Here is an 18,984-nt window from a genome sequence, read left to right as displayed (position 1 = left end):
ATTTACTACTGCTTTTACTACTTTTGAGAGCGAAAACATAAGGGGTAATAAAAAGATTTGTGAGGTTCTTCCGATATGAAAAGTGCCGGAAAAGCCCGGAATAACGGGCTATACCGGCATATAAGAACATCTAAAGAGATAATTAGAAATCTATTAAATGATTCAGTTAAACATACAATTAAGGGCTGACAGTGCAGCAGTTTTTCCCGCACTGTTATTTCCAATAAATGTCGTTAGTTGATCAATTAAGATGACCTGCTCTTCTGAGCCAAAGCTTCTATAATTCTTTAATTTCAGTTTAGACAGTTTCATTCTAATCTACCTACCTTAACGAATTATTTCCTATGATATACAATGAGTATATTTTCAATTATTAACTTCTTCAATCAAAAAAGTCTTATGCATTTAATCGCCTATTTTCTTAAAGTATACCTCCATTCTTTCCATTTGTCTATATTATACAAAGTCATTTAGAATGCATCGGTTATATTTATTAACATGTTCTCTGATCACTATCTAATTCGTAAGATAAGCTGATTAAAAAACAATTCGCGCCACAAGCGATTATGGAATTATTCTAATATTCACTCTTTATGCTATCCTTGATTGGTAAAGGAGGGCATCACCATGAAATATTCAAACGAAGAAAAGCTATTCATTGTTGCACGCTATCAGCAAGGAGAAAGTGTTATCGCTCTTTCCAGTGAATTCAGTATCCCGCGCAGCACCTTATATCGGTGGCTTAAATCTTTTCCGACAGGCAGCTCGGGCAAGCCATTGAAATTTTCCTATCAAGAATACGCATTACTCCAGCGCAAAGTTGAAAAATTGCAGAATATCATCACAATTTTGAAATCTGTTGATTGTCTGGTATCCGCACCATTAAAGGAACGGCTTCATGCTTTAGAGCCGTTTTATGGAAAATATGAAGTTCACACAATATGCGAGGCGCTGGATGTTGACCGCGGTACATTTTACAACCATATGTTACGCAGCAAGCGCGGCAACGCTTGGTTTGATAAACGTCGCCAAGAATACTGCCAGCTCATCCGTGATGTGTTTGACGAATATAGGCAGGTGCTGGGTGCAGAGAAAATTCGGACGATTCTCGTTCAGCGTGGATACCAAGTCAGCGCGGAATATGTTTCGCGACTCATGCGTGAAATGGGCTTAAGCAGCGTTCGGACGACGGCGAAGCAGGAATATCTAAAGCTGCGTGAACCGGAACGAAAGAAAAATATCCTGCGGCAACAATTTAACGCTCAGCAGCCAAATCAACGATGGGTCAGCGATGTCACCTGTTTTAAACTTGGGGATCACTACTTTTATATTTGCGTGATTATCGACCTTTTCTCACGCAAAGTGATCGCACATAAGGTTTCAAAAAAGAACAGCACCCAACTTCTCACAGCAACATTTAAAATGGCGCATGAAGAACGCCATCCCCCATCTGGTCTTATTTTTCATAGCGACCGTGGAGCGCAATATACCTCTCACCGGTTTCAACAGCTTTTGCATAAATACAATACGAAGCAATCCTTTTCTCAGCCCGGCAAGCCGCATGATAACGCGGTCGCAGAATCATTCTTCGCATCGTTGAAAAAAGAAGAACTCTACCGGAAAAATCATCCTTCCGATAGAGCATTTCAAGCCAGTGTAGCTTCCTATATTGAGTTTTACAATACCAAACGACCTCATCGCACATTGAAAATCTGACGCCATGCCAAATGGAAGAGAGCTGCTGTGCAACTGTTAAATGAGACATCCGTGTTCGAATCGCCTAATTTGCTCGTTTTCTACTACGTTTTGAGACGGTTTGTATTTTCGTGTCTCATATTTGCTTCAGCGCGCCACTCACTGAAATCCCTGTCATACCAAGACTTTCAGGACATAAAATGACCCTACCCAATCCTCAAGTCTCATCGACTTGTTCGAATTGGGTAGGGTCATTCATTTTGGTGGAGACGGTGGGGATCGAACCCATGACCTCTTGACTGCCAGTCAAACGCTCTCCCAGCTGAGCTACGCCCCCGATTCGGCTAATAAACTTTGCATAAAAATTATAACGCAACGGATTGGTTAATGTCAAGCACAGAGTATCTGGCAGTATCACCGAAATCGCAAAGTAAAAATTGGTAGTGCTGCCGAAAATTTAGGTGGAACTGCCAAGTTTTATCCTCTCCTGTTAGCTTTGCAAACCGCTTTCTGTTATACTGTTTGCATAAGGAAGTGACAGCCATGTATTTCGCGTACGGACAGACCGAAACCGACTATCTCAAGGCCAAAGACAGCAGACTTGCCGCTGTCATCGACCGGCTCGGCCATATTAACCGAACAGTGGACACCGACCTGTTTTCCTCGGTCGTGCACCATATCATCGGGCAGCAGATTTCCACAAAAGCACAGGCGACCATCTGGCAGCGCATGCAGGACGCGCTCGGCACGGTAACCGCCGACAGCATCGCCGCAGCCGGTGTTCCCCTGCTGCAGTCACTCGGCATGACCTTCCGCAAGGCGGAATACATCACGGATTTTGCCGAAAAGATACGCAGCGGCGCTTTCAATCTGGAAAGCGTGAAGTACATGAGCGACGCGGATGCAATCCGCGCACTCAGTTCGCTTAAGGGTATCGGCGTATGGACTGCCGAGATGATCCTGCTGTTCTGCCTGCAGCGGCCGAACGTGTTCAGCTACGATGATCTGGCGATCCAGCGCGGACTGCGCATGGTATATCACCACCGCAAAATTGACCGCAAACTGTTTGAGAAATATCATCGGCGATTCAGTCCGTACTGCAGCGTGGCCAGTCTGTATCTATGGGAAGTCTCCGGCGGTGCGATACCGGGTATGCGCGATTATGCGCTTGTAAACAAATAAAAATCCGTTCCGGCTGCTTCTTCACGGAACGGATTCATCAGAAAATGGAGTGTTGACAGACACCTGCTTTTCCGTTGTCTGCACATATATAGTAGCGATATTTTCCGCGTTTGTCAACCTTTTCAGCGCTTTTTGTGCAACGTTTTAACCCGATTCGTCAAAATTCGCAATTCATCGACCGAATCAGCAAATTTTCGGTTAAAAATACCGTATAGAGAAAGTCCCGGACAGCCTTCCGCTGCCCGAGACTTGGGGTGACTTTATGTTTCTTGGTAAACGAATTATTCCCACTCAATCGTAGCCGGCGGCTTACTGGTAATATCATAAACAATACGGTTTACGCCGACAACCTCGTTTACGATACGGCTGGAAGCCTTATCGAGTACCTCGTACGGAATGCGCGCCCAGTCAGCGGTCATGAAGTCGCTGGTGGTTACGCCGCGCAGCGCGAGTGCGTAATCGTAGGTGCGGCTGTCACCCATAACGCCTACGGTGCGGGTGTTGGTCAGAACGGCAAAATACTGGTTGATCTCCTTGTCCAGACCTGCATTTGCAATCTCCTCGCGGAAGATTGCGTCTGCCTCACGCAGAATGTCGCACTTCTCCTTGGTGATCTCGCCGGTAATACGGATGCCGAGACCCGGACCCGGGAACGGCTGACGCATAACCAGCTGCTCGGACAGGCCCAGCTCAAAGCCGAGCTGACGAACTTCGTCCTTGAACAGCATGCGCAGCGGCTCAATGATCTCCTTGAAGTCCACGAAATCCGGCAGACCGCCTACGTTGTGGTGGCTCTTGATGACAGCGGCATCGTCCTTGCCAGACTCGATCACGTCCGGATAGATAGTGCCCTGTGCCAGATAGTCGATCTTGCCGACCTGCTCACCGATCTGCTTGCCCATCTTTTCAAACGTGCGGATGAACTGTGCGCCGATGGCCTTGCGCTTGTCCTCCGGATCGGTCAGACCCTTGAGAGCGCCGAGGAATGCGTCCTCCTCGTTCATGCGGATCAGGTTGATGTCCCACTTGGAGAAAGCTGCCTCAACCTCATCACCCTCGTTCTTGCGCATCAGACCGTGGTCTACGAATACGCAGGTCAGCTGATTGCCGACTGCCTCAGCCAGCAGAGCAGCTGCAACCGAGGAGTCAACGCCGCCGGACAGCGCCAGCAGAACCTTGCCGTCACCGACCTTCTCGCGGATGGCCTTGATGGAGCTGTTCTTGTAGTCACCCATGGTCCAGTCGCCCTTTGCATGGCAGACTTCATACAGGAAGTTCTTCAGCATGAGCGAACCGTTCTCAGTATGATTTACCTCCGGATGGTACTGTACGCCGTAGAAGCCGCGCTTCTCGTCAGCGATGGCAGCAGTCGGGCACATATCGGTGTGAGCGACCAACTCGAAGCCCTCCGGCACCTTCGCCATGTAGTCGCCGTGGCTCATCCAGGAAATTCCCTGCCCCGGCAGACCCTTGAACAACTTGCAGTCCGTGTTGTAGAAGGTCTCGGTCTTGCCGTACTCGCGCGCGGTGTCCTCCTGTGCTGCGGTTACCTCGCCGCCAAGGGTGTGCGCCATAAGCTGACAGCCGTAGCAGATGCCCAGAACCGGTACGCCCAGCTCGAACAGAGCCGGATCACATTTCGGGGATTTTTCCTCGTAAACGCTGTTCGGACCGCCGGTAAAGATGATGCCGATCGGATTGAGCGCCTTGATCTCCTCAATCGAGGTCTTATAGGGCTTAACCTCACAGTAAACATTATGTTCGCGGACGCGTCGTGCAATCAGCTGATTGTACTGACCGCCGAAGTCGAGCACCAGAACAAGCTGATGATTTTCCATCGCCAATCTCCTTTCTGTTTTCCCAATGTATATATAATAGAATTATGCCACATTTCTGCGTTTTCGGCAAGGGCTTTTGCGGAATTTTCCGTTTCCCGACAGGAAGAAAACATACACAGACCGGAATTCTGCCGATCCGGTATAAAATTTAACAGCCGCGTGCATACTTTCCGATAGAAGAAACGACCGGAAAGGGTGAAGGATTTTGAAAAACAGGCAGATTCGCATCATTGCGGTGCTGCTCGCAACCGTGCTCGCCTATGCGGGACTGATCGGCGCTGCCGCAGTAACTGCACAGGCGGCGGACAATGCACCGGTGGTGCAGCCGGTCACGGCGCAGACTTGCGTGGATATTGCCGTGGAGGCCAGACTGTCCGCGACCGACGCGGATAACGACGTAGTGCTCTATCAACTGACCGAAAAGCCGCGGCTGGGCACAGCGAAGATCGAGGGCAGTACCTTATATTACACACCGGGCCGCAAAGCCGGACGCGACAGCTTCCGCTATACCGCCGTGGACGCCGAGGGCAATACAGCGCAGCCTGCCGCTATCACGATTGAGATCAAAAAGAATAAGACCGGACTCACCTACTCGGACATGGACGGTGATCCGGCGCATTACGCGGCGATCTATCTATCGCAAAAGGGTGTAATGACCGGAGAAACCATCGGCAGCTGTGCGTTTTTCCATCCCAGCCGAGCGGTAACACGCAGTGAGTTCATCGCTATGACAGCCGCCGCGGCAGACCTGTCCGTTGCGCCGACAGACCAGACCGACTTTGCGGACGACAGCGGACTTTCTGCATGGGCTAAGCCGTATATCAGCGCCGCAGCCGCAAACGGACTGGTCAGCGGCTACGCGACCGCCTCCGGCGTAAGTGAGATTCGCGGCGAGAAAACCATCACAGTCGCTGAAGCCGGCGTGGTGCTCGATCACCTGCTTGACGGCACGCTGAGCGGTGTGCAGTACGCCTGGTCGATGTCCGACCATTCGCCGCAGGACTGGGCACAGCCGGCAATGAGCCGTCTTGAACGGGTCTCCGTGCTCACCTCGGCGCAGGCGCAGAATCCCGAAACTCCGCTCGACCGCCGAACGGCGTGCGAAATGCTGTACCGCGCACTGATTTTGCTGGATTCTTGACGAAAATCAGCAGCAGTGATACAATAAAGCAGGGAGAAGCTTGGACTTCTCCCTGCTTTTTCTGATTTTGAAAGGACTGTATTCGTTTGCAGCAAATCGACTTTTCTCAGGGCAGCATCCGCCGCAGGATACTTGCGGTGGCCACACCGATGCTGATCGCGCAGCTGCTCAATCTGCTGTATAATATTGTAGACCGTATTTATATCGGCAAGATCCCCGGCGAGGGCACGCTTGCGCTGGCGAGTATTGGCTTGTGCTTCCCCTTTGTGACGCTCATTACCGCGTTTGCCAATTTGTTCGGACTGGGCGGTGCTCCGCTCTGCGCGATGGCACGCGGCAAAGGCAACCGGGAAGGCGCACAAGGCATCATGGTCAACGCCGGCTTTATGCTGCTGCTGAGCGGTGCCGTGCTGACCGTGCTCGGCATCGCGTTTCATCGCCCGCTGCTGTACCTGTTCGGCGCCAGTGAGGTAACGTACCCGTATGCGTCCTCGTACATCGTGATTTACTTGATCGGTACGCTGTGCGTCATGCTGTCGCTCGGTCTCAATCCGTACATCAACTGTCAGGGCTTTGCCCGAACCGGCATGCTCACCGTGGCGCTCGGCGCGGCAGCCAACATCGTGCTCGACCCGATTTTCATTTTCGCACTGCACCTCGGCGTGTGCGGCGCTGCTATCGCAACCGTACTGTCGCAGTTTCTGTCTGCTGCATGGGTTGTCAAGTTTTTAACCGGCAAAAAAGCCGAGCTAAAGCTGGATTTCCGCGGTTTCCGTCCGGACCGGCAGTGTATTCAGCGCATTACCGTGCTCGGCATCGCCAGCTTCGTCATGTCGTTCACGGATACGCTCGTGCAGGTGGCGTGCAATGCTACTCTACGCAATTTCGGCGGCGACCTTTACATCAGCGTCATGACTGTACTTAACTCCGTGCGCCAGATCGCACAAACGCCGGTGCTCGCCATCGCGGACGGTGCATCTACCGCCATCAGCTACAACTATGGCGCGAGGCTGTACAGGCGCACCCGGGACGCCATCCGGTTTATGACACAGATTGCTATTGGATATACCATGCTTGTCTGGATACTGGTCTCTCTTTTCCCCGCCCTGTTCATCCGCATTTTCAATCAGGACACGGAACTGGTCGCGGCGGCTGTTCCGGCGCTGCACATTTACTTTTTCGGCTTTGTGATGATGGCGTTCCAGTATTCCGGTCAGAGCACGTTCCGCGCACTGGGTCGGGCGAAATACGCGGTGTTCTTTTCGCTTTTGCGCAAGGCGTTCATTGTTGTGCCCCTGACTTTGCTGCTGCCGTACTGCTGGAATCTCGGTGTGAGCGGCGTATTTGCGGCAGAGCCGGTGTCCAACTGCATCGGCGGTCTGGCGTGCTACTTTACCATGCGGCATGTGGTGATGCCGGAGCTTAAAATGGAGAATTGAAGATAGAGGATGGAGAATGAATAATCAGTCGCAGAACACTTCGTTTATTTTTCTGGATTTGGGACAGAACGGTCAGTGCCTGCTGTCTGTTCCGGCGTTTGTCGCCGAAAATGCGCGAGTCTATCAGGCTGAATTTGACAAATGGCTGCAGTCATCGACCGAGCATGATTACTGGGTTACTGCGCCGGACGGCACAAAGGCACTCTGCTTCGACGGCGCGGAAGCCTTTGTGGCGTGGCTCAATCAATATGTTCTGCAGGATTCCGAGGTCAAAGCACAGCGCATTCCAACGCTTTATTTTTAATAGGTAAACCCGAAAAGGGAGTCGGACAAATCCGGCTCCCTTTTCTGCATTGCGAGGGGAAATCAGCATCACTTTCGCTGGAAGGACTTACAGTCGGTGCACTGATCCATCGTTGGATTAGCCTCGTGCGTGCCAACGGTAATGCTGTCCAGCGCACAGTAAGAAGCGGTCGGACAATGGTTTGCGCACTGCTCCACCGTGCAGTGGATAGACTTGTTGCAGCGATCGTTACTCATAGAGAATGACCTCCTTTTGTGATTTCGGTAATATTATCTCACTCGTTTCCACAAATTATACTTTGGAATTGCGGAAATGCTTTCCGTTGTGCTATACTAAAACAAAAAACATTACAATAAAGGTTGTGATATTCATGCAAAAGGGAGATTCCGCGAAGCTCAAGCTGCTGCTGGCAGGCATTTCAGCACGGCTGACCAAAAACCGCGATTTTTTTGTGCAGGCAGACTGCACCCTGGTTTCCGGCAAAAAGAAATTTGACGCAAAGCTGTCCCGCGCGGACGAGGACTACACGCTGCATTTTCAGGGCAGCGACCGCCGCGTAGACGCGGCTGAATTCTGTACCTTCTTTGCCGAGCAGGCCGAGAAATACGACGAGAGCGTGCTCACCTACACCGAGCGCAGCACGGTTGTTACGCTGTCCGTGACGGCACGCGGCGTGCAGATGAAGCAGGCCGAGCGCGAAGCGACCGCCGAGGAAAAGGCGGCTGCCGCCAATCCGCTGCTCGACAGCGGCCGGCAGTACCTCATTCGTGTCGATCAGGCGGCAGCGCTGCTGCGCGAGATCGGCATCCTAACCGCAGACGGCAAGCTGAAAAACGACATGATCCGCAAGTACAATCAGATCGACCACTACGTCGAACTGGTTGCGCCGATGTTCGAGCAGGATGACAGCGACGAAATTGTGCTGCTGGACTGCGCCTGCGGCAAGTCCTACCTCAGCTTTGTCATGAATTACTATATCCACGAGGTGCTGCATCGTCGCTGCCGTGTTATCGGCGTGGATATCAAGGAGCACGTTATTGATGAGAGCCGTGCAATGGCCAAGCGTCTCGGCTATCACAATATGACGTTCATCTGCGCGGACCTGCGGACGTACCAGCCGCCGAAAAACGTCACCGCTGTGATTTCGCTGCACGCGTGCGACATTGCGACCGATCTGGCTCTTGGCACAGCTATCCGCGCCAAGGCGAAATACATCGCGTGCGTGCTGTGCTGCCACAAGGAACTGCTCGATCAGTACACCATGCCCGGACTCGAGCCGCTGACCAAATTCGGCGTATTCAAGGCGCGCTTTAACGATGTGCTGACCGACAGCATGCGTGCGCTCAAACTGGAAGCCGAAGGCTACAAGGTGTCTGTCGTTGAGTATATTTCGCCGCTCGATACCCCGAAAAACCTGCTCATCCGCGCAACGCGAACTGGCAAGGTAAACAACCGCGCGAAAGCCGAGTACGATGCCGTGCGCCGCACGCTCGGCACGACCTCTGAGCTGGACCGCCGGTGCGCGGAACTCGACAACGAGTTTTTCGTCACCGATGAGGATTTGATGGGTTAATTCCCCTGTTTTTGTTTTCCATGTACATTTTAGGCAATCTGCCGGATACGATCTTGTTCTTTGTGTAAATCTGCATTATAATTTTTGTATACTCTCACAGAGGTGATGCCTGTGAAACCACCCGACAAAGGCCTGCTGCTCTCGTCGCATGTGGACTTTACCATTCCATCTCCCTTTGCGCGGGAGCACCTGTATTATCTCATCCAGTACGGACGCTATCAGTGCGTACCCGGCTATGAGGTCAAGCGGGATTTTCTGGATATGTACCTGTGTGCGTATGTGCGCAGCGGTTCGCTGCACACTTTCTGCGGAGAACAGAGCGCGGACGCTACCGCCGGACAGCTTGTACTCATGGACTGCCGCCTTCCCCACCGGTATTACGTCACCGAGCCGACCGAGTTCCTCTGGTTTCACTTTTCCGGCGGCGAAAGCGCGGCTTATGTCCGGCTGCTGACTGGCGGCACCGGCATCTGCTTTGACGGAAATCATGAGATTCTCCAGTATTTTGAGCAGATTTTCTACTACGGAGACAAGCAGATGTGCAATGAGCACCGCATTTCGGTCTGCATCCAATCCGTGCTGTGCTGTCTTGCCGTGCCGGACACCAAGCCGGATATTCCCGAGGTGATTCGTCCGGCGGTCGAGTATATCGCCGAGCACTTCCGGGAAGATGTCACGCTCGAAACACTTGCCGATTTGTGCCATGTCAGTGTCACGCATCTCATTCGCTGTTTTGCCAGGTACATCGGCTTCCATCCGCATGATTATCTGCAGGAGCAGCGTCTGCGCCACGCAAAGGTGCTGCTGACCGGTTCGGCGCTCTCCATCGAGCAGATCGCCGAGCAGAGCGGCTTCAACAGCGCAAGCCACTTTTCCCGCGTATTCCGCAGCCGCGAGAAAATGACGCCGAGTAAATTCCGCTCCATGAACTTCTGATGTTAATTTCTGCACAGAATAGGTTAATTTCCTGACGTGACTCTGTGTAATTTTGTTCTATAATAGAGGCATAAAGAGCGCCACGAAGAACAAAAAGGAGGCACGGATCATGGAGAAGAAAACGATTTCGGCAGGTATCATCGGTGCGGGCGGCTTTATCGGTCAGGAGCACCTCAAGCGACTGACCAAGCGGATCGACGGCGTTGCTGTCACCGCGCTGTACGATATCAATAAGGAAAAGACGGATGCGCTCGCTGCTGCATACGGTGCGGAGAGTATGGAGAGCGTGGACGCGCTCATCGCATCCGACAAGGTTGACGCTATCGTCATCACTGCGTGGGACGGCGTTCATGCCGAGATGACTAACAAAGCCATCGCAGCCGGCAAGCCGGTATTCTGCGAAAAGCCGCTGACAACCACCAAGGCGGACTGCGCCGAGATCGTCCGCAATAAGCAGGCCGCCGGCAGGAATCTGGTGCAGGTCGACTTTATGCGCCGCTATGGCCCGGATTACTGCAAAATCAAGGCCATTCTGGATTCCGGTGAACTGGGCAAGCCGCTGATGGCGCACTGCATCAGCCGCATGCCGCGCATCGCAGCCGGATTTACCAACGCCATGCAGGTGACCAACGTGCTCATCCAAGAGATTGACCAGTTCCGCTGGCTGTTCGGCGAGGAGCTTGTCCGCGGTAAAATGCTGGCGGCGCGCAACACGAAGTTTGCAGCTGACGGTCTGAACGACCCGCAGCTGGCGCTCATGTGGACCGAGAGCAACATCCTGATCGACGTAGAATGCTCGGTTAACAGCGATTATGGCTACAAGATCGGCATGGAAATTGTATGTGAAAAGGACACGATCCGTCTGCCGCTGCCCGCAGAACCGATCGTCCGTTCGCGTCTCAAGGTTGACAACGAGATTATGGACAACTGGGCAGAGCGTTTCCCGAAGGCGTATGATAACGAGCTGCAGCACTGGATCAACCATCTGCGCGGCATTGAGCCGACCGCAGGTCCGTGCAACAAGGACGCTTTGCAGCCTGCTGCATCGAGGATGCAATGATCGCATCGCAGACCTCGGAAGCTGAAATTTGGTATGATTGGTGGCGGGCTTGGTTCGTACATCGGCAAATTCCACCGCTGGGGCGCTATGCTGGACGATTCCGCCGAGCTGGTCTGCGGCTGCTTCTCTCGCAGCATGGATAAGAACCGCGCGACCGCTGAGGCGTATCACCTGCCTGACACCAGCCGCGTGTATGCGGATTTCCGCGAAATGGCAGACAAGGAGTCCACGCGCGAGGACGGTATTGATTTTGTCTCCATCATGACGGCAAACGATACGCATTACGAGATTGCAAAGTGCTTTCTTGAGCATGACATCCACGTTATATGCGACAAGCCGCTTGCGCTCCGCACTGAGGAAGCCGAGGAACTTGCCCGCCTTGCAGAGGAGCGCGGTCTTCTGTTCGGCATAACGTATTCGTACACCGGCTATGCGCTCATCCGTCAGGCGCGTGAGATGATTCGCGCAGGTGTAATCGGCGATATTCTGCACGTCCGCGTGCAGCATCCGGAGGACTGGGTCATTTCCGGTGCGGTTGACGGCAAGGTGGACACCTCGGCATGGCGTTTTCAGCCGAAAAAGATCGGTTCCTCGCTGTGTGCAAACGATCTCGGCACACATGCAGAGCAGATGGTAACGCAGTTTACCGGCCTGCACGTCAAGCGCGTGCTGGCGATGATGGATACCTATCCGCGTGATCTGCCGCTCGATACCAATGTAAACGTGCTGATGGATTTCGGGGGCGGCGTAACCGGCACGCTCTGGGCATCCCAGATTGCGATTGGACACGAGTGTGACAGCGGCATCTATGTCATCGGCACCGAGGGCTCGCTCGAATGGACCGCGACCGACTGCGACCACCTGATCTACACGCCGCGCAGCCAGCCGAGTCAGCGGCTGTCCGCCGGTGCAGACTATCTGCTCAATGCCAGCACGCGGCTTTCCCGCGTCGGTGCAGGCCATAACGAAGGCTTTATCGAGGCGTTCTCGAATATTTACCGTTCGTTCTGTAATGTGCTCTCCGATCGCAAGGCAGGTCGTGAGAACACGACCGACACCTTTCCGACTGTGGAGGACGGCGTGCTCGGCGTTCGCTTTGTCGATGCCTGTGTGCGCAGCCATAAGGCCGGAGGCGTCTGGATGGACGTATAAAGCAGTCCCATCCCTCTTTGACGGAAGTCCCCCTGTATTGAAGGTACAGAGGGACTTCTTAATGTAACACCCCGGAAAATCTCCGAATAGATTGATACTGAAGTTGCTTCAATTTTTGTTTGGAGGTAATATACATGGCTGAAAAAGTTTGCTGCCCGGGTCCGATCGGCGGCAATAACGGCAACAGTGCAGGCGGCTTCCGCGAAGCGGTCTGCGTCCACACCAAAAAGGTTTACGACTCCTGCCGCAGTAAGGAGTGCCTGCGTGACATTCGCGTGTATCTCACCCGCGATGCGCAGGAGCTGATCAATGCCGGTGGCATTGCATCTGTGAAGCCGCGTGAAGCAGAACTGCTCTGTGTTTCTATTGATGTTGAGCGGATTCAGTTTAATCGAGGTTTCTACAGCGTTGATATCCGCTTTTTCTACCGCATTGAATGTGAAATCAGCTGCGTAATCGGTCGTCCGCGTATTGTGGACGGTCTGGCGGTATTCGACAAACGTGTTGTACTGTTCGGCGGCGAAGGCGGCGCGCGCATCTTTTCCTCGCAGTATATCGAGGACGGCCGCGATGTGCAGCTGCGGCCTGACAGCAACAAGCCGACTGCAGTCGTAGAGGTCGTTGATCCGATCATGCTGGACGCGCGTGTGGTAGCGCCGGAAACCAGCTGCAACTGCTGCTGCTGCGCTCTGCACGAAGTACCCCGTTCAATCTGCTCGTGCTTCGGCGGTGACGATCTCGTGCTCAGCAACGATGGCTATCAGCTGTTCGTAACCCTCGGTCAGTTCTCGATCATCCGACTTGAACGCGACATTCAGCTGCTCATGCCCGCTTACGACGTATGTCTGCCGCGGCGCGACTGCTCGAACAGCGGTGTCGGCGGTGAGCAGGACCCGTGCGAGATCTTCTCGAGCTTCGACTTCCCCATCGACGCCTTTTTCCCGCCGCAGAGCGACAAGGCAGGCTGTCTGTTCACCGGCAGTGCCGGCATAAATGACAATCGCAGCGGCTGCGGCTGCGGCTGCGGCAATAACAATTCCTGCAGCGGCAATAATTCCTGCAGATAATCTATCTACCCGTTTACACGCAGCCGGCTGGGAGTATTTGCTCCCAGCCGGCTATAAAATCACCGTTCTGTATGACGGCAAGCCGATGGTTTTCGACTGTCCGTTAAAAATGAAGCCGTCGGCAAATTCGATCTATGACCTGAAGGATGCCACTGCTTCATTCTTCATTCTCGTTCAGAATACAGACGGCAGCTTCCTGATCGACAGCTTTGCAACTGGTATCTGATCACTGCCGCACAAACCGTTCTATCTGCTGAAAAAGTTTCTCTATTGGCGCAAAAAAGTCCCTCATCGACTGACGAGGGACTTTTTGCTTGTACAGTTTTTTGGTTCTGAGACTTCTCTTAGTACGCGATACCCCAGACAACCATCTTGTTTGCAGGCTTGCCGCAGACCGGACAGGTATCTGCGATGTGCTCCTGCTCGAACGGCATGCAGCGGCTCGGCATACCGGTCTCTTCCTTGACCTTCTCCTCGCAGGCGAGGTCGCCGCACCACATGGACTTGATAAAGCCGGTGTGCTCAGCAAGGATGGACTTCATCTCGTCAAGAGACTTTGCGGTATAGGTATGCGCCTCGCGGTTTGCGAGCGCCTTCTCATACAGCGACTTCTGGATATCCTCCAGCAATGCCGGAATGGTCTTTTCGAGATCCTCGAACTTAACAACGGTCTTTTCGCGGGTGTCGCGGCGAACCAGTACGCACTGACCCTCAGCGATATCGCGCGGACCAACCTCCAGACGAAGCGGAATGCCCTTCATCTCGTACTCAGCAAACTTCCAGCCCGGGGTATTGTCGCTCAGGTCGATCTTGGCACGGATGCCCGCTGCCTTGACCTGCTCGTACAGCTCGGTTGCCTTCTCCTTAACGCCTTCCTTGTGAGCCGCAACCGGAATAACAACCAGCTGGGTCGGAGCGATGCGCGGCGGCAGAACCAGACCCTCGTTATCACCGTGCGTCATGATGATTGCGCCGATGATACGGGTAGAAACGCCCCAAGAGGTCTGATACATATACTGCAGGGTGTTGTTCTTATCGGTGTACTGCATGCCGAATGCGCGTGCAAAGCCGTCACCGAAGTAGTGCGAGGTACCGGACTGCAGAGCCTTGCAGTCGTGCATCATGGCCTCGATGGTGTAGGTGTTCTCTGCACCGGCGAAGCGCTCCTTCTCGGTCTTTTCACCCTTGAGCACCGGAATCGCCAGCCACTCCTCGAAGAACTTTGCATAGATGTTCAGCATGCGCAGAGTCTCTTCCATAGCCTCCTCAGCGGTAGCATGAACGGTGTGACCCTCCTGCCACCAGAACTCACGGCTGCGCAGGAACGGACGGGTGGTCTTTTCCCAACGGACAACCGAGCACCACTGGTTGTACAGCTTCGGCAGGTCGCGCCAGGATCGAACGATCTTTGCGTAATGCTCGCAGAACAGCGTCTCCGAAGTCGGACGAACGCACAGACGCTCCTCCAGCTTGTCGTTGCCGCCGTGCGTTACCCATGCACACTCCGGCGCGAAGCCCTCAACGTGGTCGGCTTCCTTCTGCAGCAGGCTTTCCGGAATGAAGATCGGCATTGCCACGTTCTCGTGGCCGGTTTCCTTGAACATCTTGTCCAGCGTGTGCTGGATGTTCTCCCACAGCGCCTGTGCGTACGGACGCATGATGATACAGCCCTTTACGGACGAATAATCGGCCATTTCAGCCTTTTTAACAATATCTGTGTACCACTGCGCGAAGTCCACGTCCATAGACGTGATCTCGCTGACCAGCTTTTTCTTTTCTGCCATTATTCTTCACCTTTCTGGTTCGCAATAATCTTATCTATTTTTTCCTGTTCGTTTTCCAGCGCATCGTTACCCCAGATGTAGAATACATCATCGGTTGCAGACCGGACGGTAATCCTTCCGTCTTTCAACAGGCAGGTATAGTGTCCGCTTCTATGGCCCTCTGTCGGAATAGCGATCGTGAAGCGAACAGCACCGCTTTTGACCGTCTTTACCTCGTCGATCAGAATGTCATCGAGTGTTGTAAGCGTGGTCTGCGTTCCGTCCGGCGCGATACGCACGAGCATATCACCCGCCATGTATCCGATACCATCCGAATAGTATTCCGTCCGCTCAGATTTATCGCAGGAAACAGCATAATAGGCCCCATCGGCATCCTGCTTTACGCTGATGACCGGAGAGTCTGTCACCTGCACCAGACGGCCGTTCTCTTCGCGGTACAGCCCGGCTGTGCCCCAGAGCAACGCACCGTCGCTGCCAATTATCCGCGGCGCACAATGCTTGCGCACCTCAGCATCATCCGACTGATACGCATTCGAGATGGTATAGCTGTCTGTCTTTTGACCGTTCCAGTTATACGCCGTCAGCACGGTTTCGTCCGCCGTACAGTTCTGCGTAACAGTCATGCCGTTATCCGTCAGCCGGCAGATACCCGCTGCCACGCCCAACGGCTCCACGCCTGTTTCCGTGAGCTTATAACCGGTCGTCTCGTCCGTGCAGATGATGCAGCCACGTGCGCTCTGATAAACGGTATGTGCTGCCTGCTGCTGTGCTTCGGTCAGGGGCAGTTCGGTTTTGACCGTATCGCCGTGCACTGAGCACAGCGAATACGTTTCCGTTTTCCGGTCGTACACCAGCAGATAATCGGTTTCTCCGGCACGGCCGAGATATTCCACAGAGCTTTCTTTCGGCAGCGAGAGCACTTGCGTCAGTTTCATCGTCTTGCTGTCCATGCGGTACAGGATAAAATCCGACTGCTCCATATCGCTCCGCGCATAACGGTCTGTACCGCTGACAGACTGCACTCCGTCAATCGGACACTGCGCCACTGTCACATCTGCGATCTGGCAGACGAACGGCGAAGCGATCAGGTTCCACTTGTCATCGTACTGATAATCATTGCCGTAATCACGCGGCAGAACGTCCCATGCCGCATTTTTGAACTGCTTCGCTGTGAAAACGCCGTTGTCGATTAGCTTTTCCGCCACACTGCGGTCGCTTTCATCGCCATTTTTCGCGTAGTTCGTACTGAGCAGCCGCGCCGAGAGCGAAACCGCATCTCCGCGGATAAAGCCCTCCTCATCCGTCTGCCGTACCTCATCGTTATCGACAAAAGCCGTACCCTGATAGCTGTCCGCATCCAAATGTGCCCGGGTCAGAAAAATGCAATACTGGCCGCAGGTGACATTGCGCTGCGAGCCGTACAGTGTCGCGGAAACGCCCTTGGTCAAACCATTCTGATACAGCCAGCCGACGTATTTGTCCGCCCACTGCGGCACATCGGTAAACGGATGCTTCCAGTTTCCTGCCAGCGCGGTCTTTTCTGCGCCAAGCAGGCGGGTCAGCATCACCGAGGCCTCTGCGCGGGTCATGGATTTCTCCAGCGCAAAGCCCTTGTCGGTGCCTTTAAACAGCCCGAGATCGTAAAGCATCTGCGCCTGCGCTTCGGTATCGCCGGGATAGTTGTTGTTGATCGTACCGACCTGTGCCGCACCGGCGGCACAAGTCAGCAGACCTGCCATCAGACACGCGGAAACAAATTTTTTCATGCCGCACCCTCCCTGCATACATGACAAAACTCTATGAACCTTTATTCTATTGTGACGGAGAACGGAATATCGCTTCCGCTCTCCGTTTTGCTGCTTACTTCAGCCTATTCTCAACCTCATACGCGAGCTTCTCGATAAACTCGCCGGTCTCCATCGCGGTGGTCTCACCGGTCTTGCGGGTACGAACCGAGATAACACCCTTTTCCTCGTCCTTGTCGCCAATGACGATCATATACGGAATCTTGTGAACCTGTGCTTCGCGGATCTTATAGCCAATCTTTTCGTTGCGCTCGTCCATGGTTACGCGGAAGCCCTTATCAGTCAGCTGCTTAACAACTTCCTGTGCGCACGGAATATTGCGGTCGGTCATCGGCATAACGCGAACCTGCTCCGGTGCCAGCCAGGTCGGGAATGCGCCTGCAAAATGCTCGGTGATAACGCCGATGAAGCGCTCAATGGAGCCGAGGACAACGCGGTGGATCATAACCGGACGGTGCTTCTCGCCGTCTGCGCCGGTGTACTCAAGCTCGAAACGCTCCGGCAGCTGCATATCCAGCTGGATGGTGCCGCACTGCCATGTACGGCCGATGGAGTCTGCCAGATGGAAGTCCAGCTTCGGACCGTAGAACGCGCCGTCACCCTCGTTGACAACGTAGTCCTTGCCGATCTCGGTGATGGCCTCTGCAAGGGTCTTTTCCGCAAACTGCCAGTCCTTCAGTTCGCCCATGTGATCCTCCGGCATGGTGGACAGCTCGATCTGATAGGTCAGGCCGAAGGTGGAGTAAACCTCATCGAACAGACGAACGACGTTCTTGATCTCGTCCTTCATCTGATCCCAGGTCATGAAGATGTGGGCATCATCCTGCGTGAAGCAGCGCACGCGGAACAGACCGTGCAGTGCGCCGGACAGCTCATGACGGTGTACCAGACCCAGCTCGCCTACACGCAGCGGCAGCTCCTTGTAGGAGTGCGGCTGAGCCTTGTAGACCAGCATACCGCCCGGGCAGTTCATCGGCTTGATTGCGTAATCCTCGTCATCGATGACGGTGGTGTACATGTTCTGCTTGTAGTGATCCCAGTGACCGGAGCGCTCCCACAGCTTGCGGTTGAGGATCATCGGGGTGGAGACCTCAACGTAGCCGTAGCGCTTGTGTACCTCGCGCCAGTAGTCGATGAGGGTGTTCTTGAGGGTCATGCCGTTCGGCAGGAAGAACGGGAAGCCCGGGCCTTCCTCGGTCAGCATGAACAGGCCGAGCTCCTTGCCCAGCTTGCGGTGATCGCGCTTCTTCGCCTCTTCCAGCATGTTGAGGTACTGGTCGAGTTCGTCCTTCTTCGGGAATGCGGTGCCGTAAATACGCTGCAGCATCTTCTTGGAGGAATCGCCGCGCCAGTATGCGCCGGTAACGTTCATCAGCTTGATGCCGTTGCCCTTTACGCGACCGGTAGAGTCCAGATGCGGTCCTGCGCACAGGTCAGTGAACTCGCCCTGCTTGTAGAAGGAAATGGTAGCGTCTTCCGGCAGATCGTTAATCAGCTCTACCTTGTACGGCTCCTCGCGCTCTTCCATGAACTTGATGGCTTCCGCACGCGGCAGCTCGAAGCGCTCAAGCTTCTCCTTCTCCTTGCAGATCTTACGCATCTCTGCCTCGAGAGCATCGAGGTGCTCCTGCGTGAAGGAGAACGGCGCATCAAAATCGTAGTAGAAGCCGTTGTCGATGGACGGACCGATGGCCAGCTTGACCTCCGGATACAGGCGCTTTACTGCCTGCGCGAGAATGTGCGATACCGTGTGACGGTAGGTGTCGCGGTATTCCTTGTTCTCAAACGTGTACTTGTTTTCTTCGGACACTTTTATTCAGACCTTTCTTGTAAAATCATAACGAGTGGAGTAATTGATAATGGAGAATGGAAAATGAAGGTATCCGTCCACGGGACGGAATTTTATGACGCGCTTTGCGCGTAACCACAATTCTCAACTCTCCATTTTCAATTTTTCATTACTGCAGAGTAACAAAAAAGCGCTCACCCCTGTATCTCTCAGGGGTGA

17 protein-coding genes and 1 tRNA gene are annotated in these 18,984 nt (G+C 53.7%); 11 read left to right on the top strand and 7 right to left on the bottom strand.

Translation table 11 applies throughout. The annotated features are described in order from the left end of the window. Positions 1-162: 162 nt before the first annotated feature. Positions 163-312, bottom strand: a complete 150-nt coding sequence (locus DW724_RS16410) for an AAA family ATPase (protein ID WP_118761177.1) — start codon at positions 310-312, stop codon at positions 163-165. A 315-nt stretch (positions 313-627) separates the two neighbouring features. Here DW724_RS16410 and DW724_RS08195 point away from each other — a divergent pair, with 315 nt between their 5' ends. Then, positions 628-1,716, top strand: coding sequence for an IS3 family transposase (locus DW724_RS08195; protein ID WP_118761176.1), 1,089 nt, complete (start codon positions 628-630; stop codon positions 1,714-1,716). Positions 1,717-1,956: 240 nt separating this feature from the next. Here the strand turns inward: DW724_RS08195 and DW724_RS08190 are convergent. Further along, positions 1,957-2,032, bottom strand: a tRNA-Ala gene (locus tag DW724_RS08190). A 206-nt stretch (positions 2,033-2,238) separates the two neighbouring features. Here DW724_RS08190 and DW724_RS08185 point away from each other — a divergent pair. Continuing rightward, the gene (locus tag DW724_RS08185; protein WP_118761175.1) at positions 2,239-2,877 is read left to right on the top strand and encodes a DNA-3-methyladenine glycosylase family protein; all 639 of its coding nucleotides are present in this window, start codon (positions 2,239-2,241) and stop codon (positions 2,875-2,877) included. A gap of 281 nt (positions 2,878-3,158) precedes the next feature. On the opposite strand, the gene guaA is transcribed toward DW724_RS08185, so the two are convergent. Then, on the bottom strand, positions 3,159-4,715 hold the full coding sequence (gene guaA, locus DW724_RS08180) for a glutamine-hydrolyzing GMP synthase (protein ID WP_118761174.1): 1,557 nt from the start codon (positions 4,713-4,715) through the stop codon (positions 3,159-3,161). Between the two features lie 205 nt (positions 4,716-4,920). Here guaA and DW724_RS08175 point away from each other — a divergent pair, with 205 nt between their 5' ends. The 3 genes from DW724_RS08175 to DW724_RS08165 all read left to right on the top strand — a co-directional run bounded on the left by DW724_RS08175 (position 4,921) and on the right by DW724_RS08165 (position 7,599). Continuing rightward, a complete protein-coding gene (locus DW724_RS08175; RefSeq protein ID WP_118761173.1) occupies positions 4,921-5,856 on the top strand; it encodes an S-layer homology domain-containing protein in 936 nt (311 codons plus the stop codon). Between the two features lie 86 nt (positions 5,857-5,942). Further along, a complete protein-coding gene (locus DW724_RS08170; protein WP_442861273.1) occupies positions 5,943-7,295 on the top strand; it encodes an MATE family efflux transporter in 1,353 nt (450 codons plus the stop codon). A 16-nt stretch (positions 7,296-7,311) separates the two neighbouring features. Next, the gene (locus tag DW724_RS08165) at positions 7,312-7,599 is read left to right on the top strand and encodes a hypothetical protein (protein ID WP_118729481.1); all 288 of its coding nucleotides are present in this window, start codon (positions 7,312-7,314) and stop codon (positions 7,597-7,599) included. A 68-nt stretch (positions 7,600-7,667) separates the two neighbouring features. On the opposite strand, the gene DW724_RS08160 is transcribed toward DW724_RS08165, so the two are convergent. Further along, positions 7,668-7,835 (bottom strand): DUF1540 domain-containing protein, encoded by a 168-nt coding sequence (locus DW724_RS08160; protein ID WP_118761171.1) that lies wholly within the window; start codon positions 7,833-7,835, stop codon positions 7,668-7,670. 134 nt (positions 7,836-7,969) lie between these two features. On the opposite strand from DW724_RS08160, the gene DW724_RS08155 reads away from it, so the two are divergent. The 6 genes from DW724_RS08155 to DW724_RS15595 all read left to right on the top strand — a co-directional run bounded on the left by DW724_RS08155 (position 7,970) and on the right by DW724_RS15595 (position 13,613). Then, positions 7,970-9,172, top strand: coding sequence for a class I SAM-dependent methyltransferase (locus DW724_RS08155; protein WP_158580243.1), 1,203 nt, complete (start codon positions 7,970-7,972; stop codon positions 9,170-9,172). 111 nt (positions 9,173-9,283) lie between these two features. After that, positions 9,284-10,108 (top strand): AraC family transcriptional regulator, encoded by an 825-nt coding sequence (locus DW724_RS08150; protein ID WP_158580242.1) that lies wholly within the window; start codon positions 9,284-9,286, stop codon positions 10,106-10,108. A 109-nt stretch (positions 10,109-10,217) separates the two neighbouring features. After that, on the top strand, positions 10,218-11,168 hold the full coding sequence (locus DW724_RS08145; RefSeq protein WP_118761168.1) for a Gfo/Idh/MocA family protein: 951 nt from the start codon (positions 10,218-10,220) through the stop codon (positions 11,166-11,168). Positions 11,169-11,201: 33 nt separating this feature from the next. Next, positions 11,202-12,320: a Gfo/Idh/MocA family protein gene (locus DW724_RS08140; RefSeq protein ID WP_118761167.1), complete on the top strand. Its 1,119-nt coding sequence runs from the start codon at positions 11,202-11,204 to the stop codon at positions 12,318-12,320. Positions 12,321-12,454: 134 nt separating this feature from the next. Further along, the gene (locus DW724_RS08135) at positions 12,455-13,387 is read left to right on the top strand and encodes a hypothetical protein (RefSeq protein ID WP_202183518.1); all 933 of its coding nucleotides are present in this window, start codon (positions 12,455-12,457) and stop codon (positions 13,385-13,387) included. A 37-nt stretch (positions 13,388-13,424) separates the two neighbouring features. Continuing rightward, positions 13,425-13,613: a hypothetical protein gene (locus tag DW724_RS15595; RefSeq protein WP_118761166.1), complete on the top strand. Its 189-nt coding sequence runs from the start codon at positions 13,425-13,427 to the stop codon at positions 13,611-13,613. Between the two features lie 118 nt (positions 13,614-13,731). Here DW724_RS15595 and proS read toward each other — a convergent pair whose 3' ends face one another. The 3 genes from proS to thrS all read right to left on the bottom strand — a co-directional run bounded on the left by proS (position 13,732) and on the right by thrS (position 18,786). Then, positions 13,732-15,171 (bottom strand): proline--tRNA ligase, encoded by a 1,440-nt coding sequence (proS, locus tag DW724_RS08125; protein ID WP_118761165.1) that lies wholly within the window; start codon positions 15,169-15,171, stop codon positions 13,732-13,734. After that, positions 15,171-16,937 (bottom strand): S-layer homology domain-containing protein, encoded by a 1,767-nt coding sequence (locus tag DW724_RS08120; RefSeq protein WP_158580241.1) that lies wholly within the window; start codon positions 16,935-16,937, stop codon positions 15,171-15,173. Before DW724_RS08120 ends, proS begins: the two co-directional genes overlap by 1 nt. Positions 16,938-17,031: 94 nt before the next feature. Further along, complete coding sequence (gene thrS, locus DW724_RS08115) at positions 17,032-18,786, bottom strand: threonine--tRNA ligase (protein ID WP_118761163.1); 1,755 nt, start codon at positions 18,784-18,786, stop codon at positions 17,032-17,034. Positions 18,787-18,984 lie beyond the last annotated feature (198 nt).

Origin of the sequence: Butyricicoccus sp. AM27-36 (genome assembly GCF_003480945.1) — a bacterium.
In the GTDB taxonomy this organism is placed as follows: Bacteria; Bacillota; Clostridia; order Oscillospirales; family Butyricicoccaceae; genus Agathobaculum; species Agathobaculum butyriciproducens.
This window is presented reverse-complemented; position numbering and strand designations above follow the sequence as displayed.

Excerpts from the sequence above, each read along its gene's own strand:
- guaA (WP_118761174.1), bottom strand. The coding sequence starts at position 4,715 with ATGGAAAATCATCAGCTTGTTCTGGTGCTCGACTTCGGCGGTCAGTAC.
- DW724_RS08185 (WP_118761175.1), top strand. The coding sequence starts at position 2,239 with ATGTATTTCGCGTACGGACAGACCGAAACCGACTATCTCAAGGCCAAA.
- DW724_RS08160 (WP_118761171.1), bottom strand. The coding sequence starts at position 7,835 with ATGAGTAACGATCGCTGCAACAAGTCTATCCACTGCACGGTGGAGCAG.
- DW724_RS08120 (WP_158580241.1), bottom strand. The coding sequence starts at position 16,937 with ATGAAAAAATTTGTTTCCGCGTGTCTGATGGCAGGTCTGCTGACTTGT.
- DW724_RS08135 (WP_202183518.1), top strand. The coding sequence starts at position 12,455 with ATGGCTGAAAAAGTTTGCTGCCCGGGTCCGATCGGCGGCAATAACGGC.
- DW724_RS08145 (WP_118761168.1), top strand. The coding sequence starts at position 10,218 with ATGGAGAAGAAAACGATTTCGGCAGGTATCATCGGTGCGGGCGGCTTT.
- DW724_RS08195 (WP_118761176.1), top strand. The coding sequence starts at position 628 with ATGAAATATTCAAACGAAGAAAAGCTATTCATTGTTGCACGCTATCAG.
- DW724_RS08165 (WP_118729481.1), top strand. The coding sequence starts at position 7,312 with ATGAATAATCAGTCGCAGAACACTTCGTTTATTTTTCTGGATTTGGGA.
- DW724_RS08155 (WP_158580243.1), top strand. The coding sequence starts at position 7,970 with ATGCAAAAGGGAGATTCCGCGAAGCTCAAGCTGCTGCTGGCAGGCATT.
- DW724_RS16410 (WP_118761177.1), bottom strand. The coding sequence starts at position 312 with ATGAAACTGTCTAAACTGAAATTAAAGAATTATAGAAGCTTTGGCTCA.
- DW724_RS08140 (WP_118761167.1), top strand. The coding sequence starts at position 11,202 with ATGATTGGTGGCGGGCTTGGTTCGTACATCGGCAAATTCCACCGCTGG.
- proS (WP_118761165.1), bottom strand. The coding sequence starts at position 15,171 with ATGGCAGAAAAGAAAAAGCTGGTCAGCGAGATCACGTCTATGGACGTG.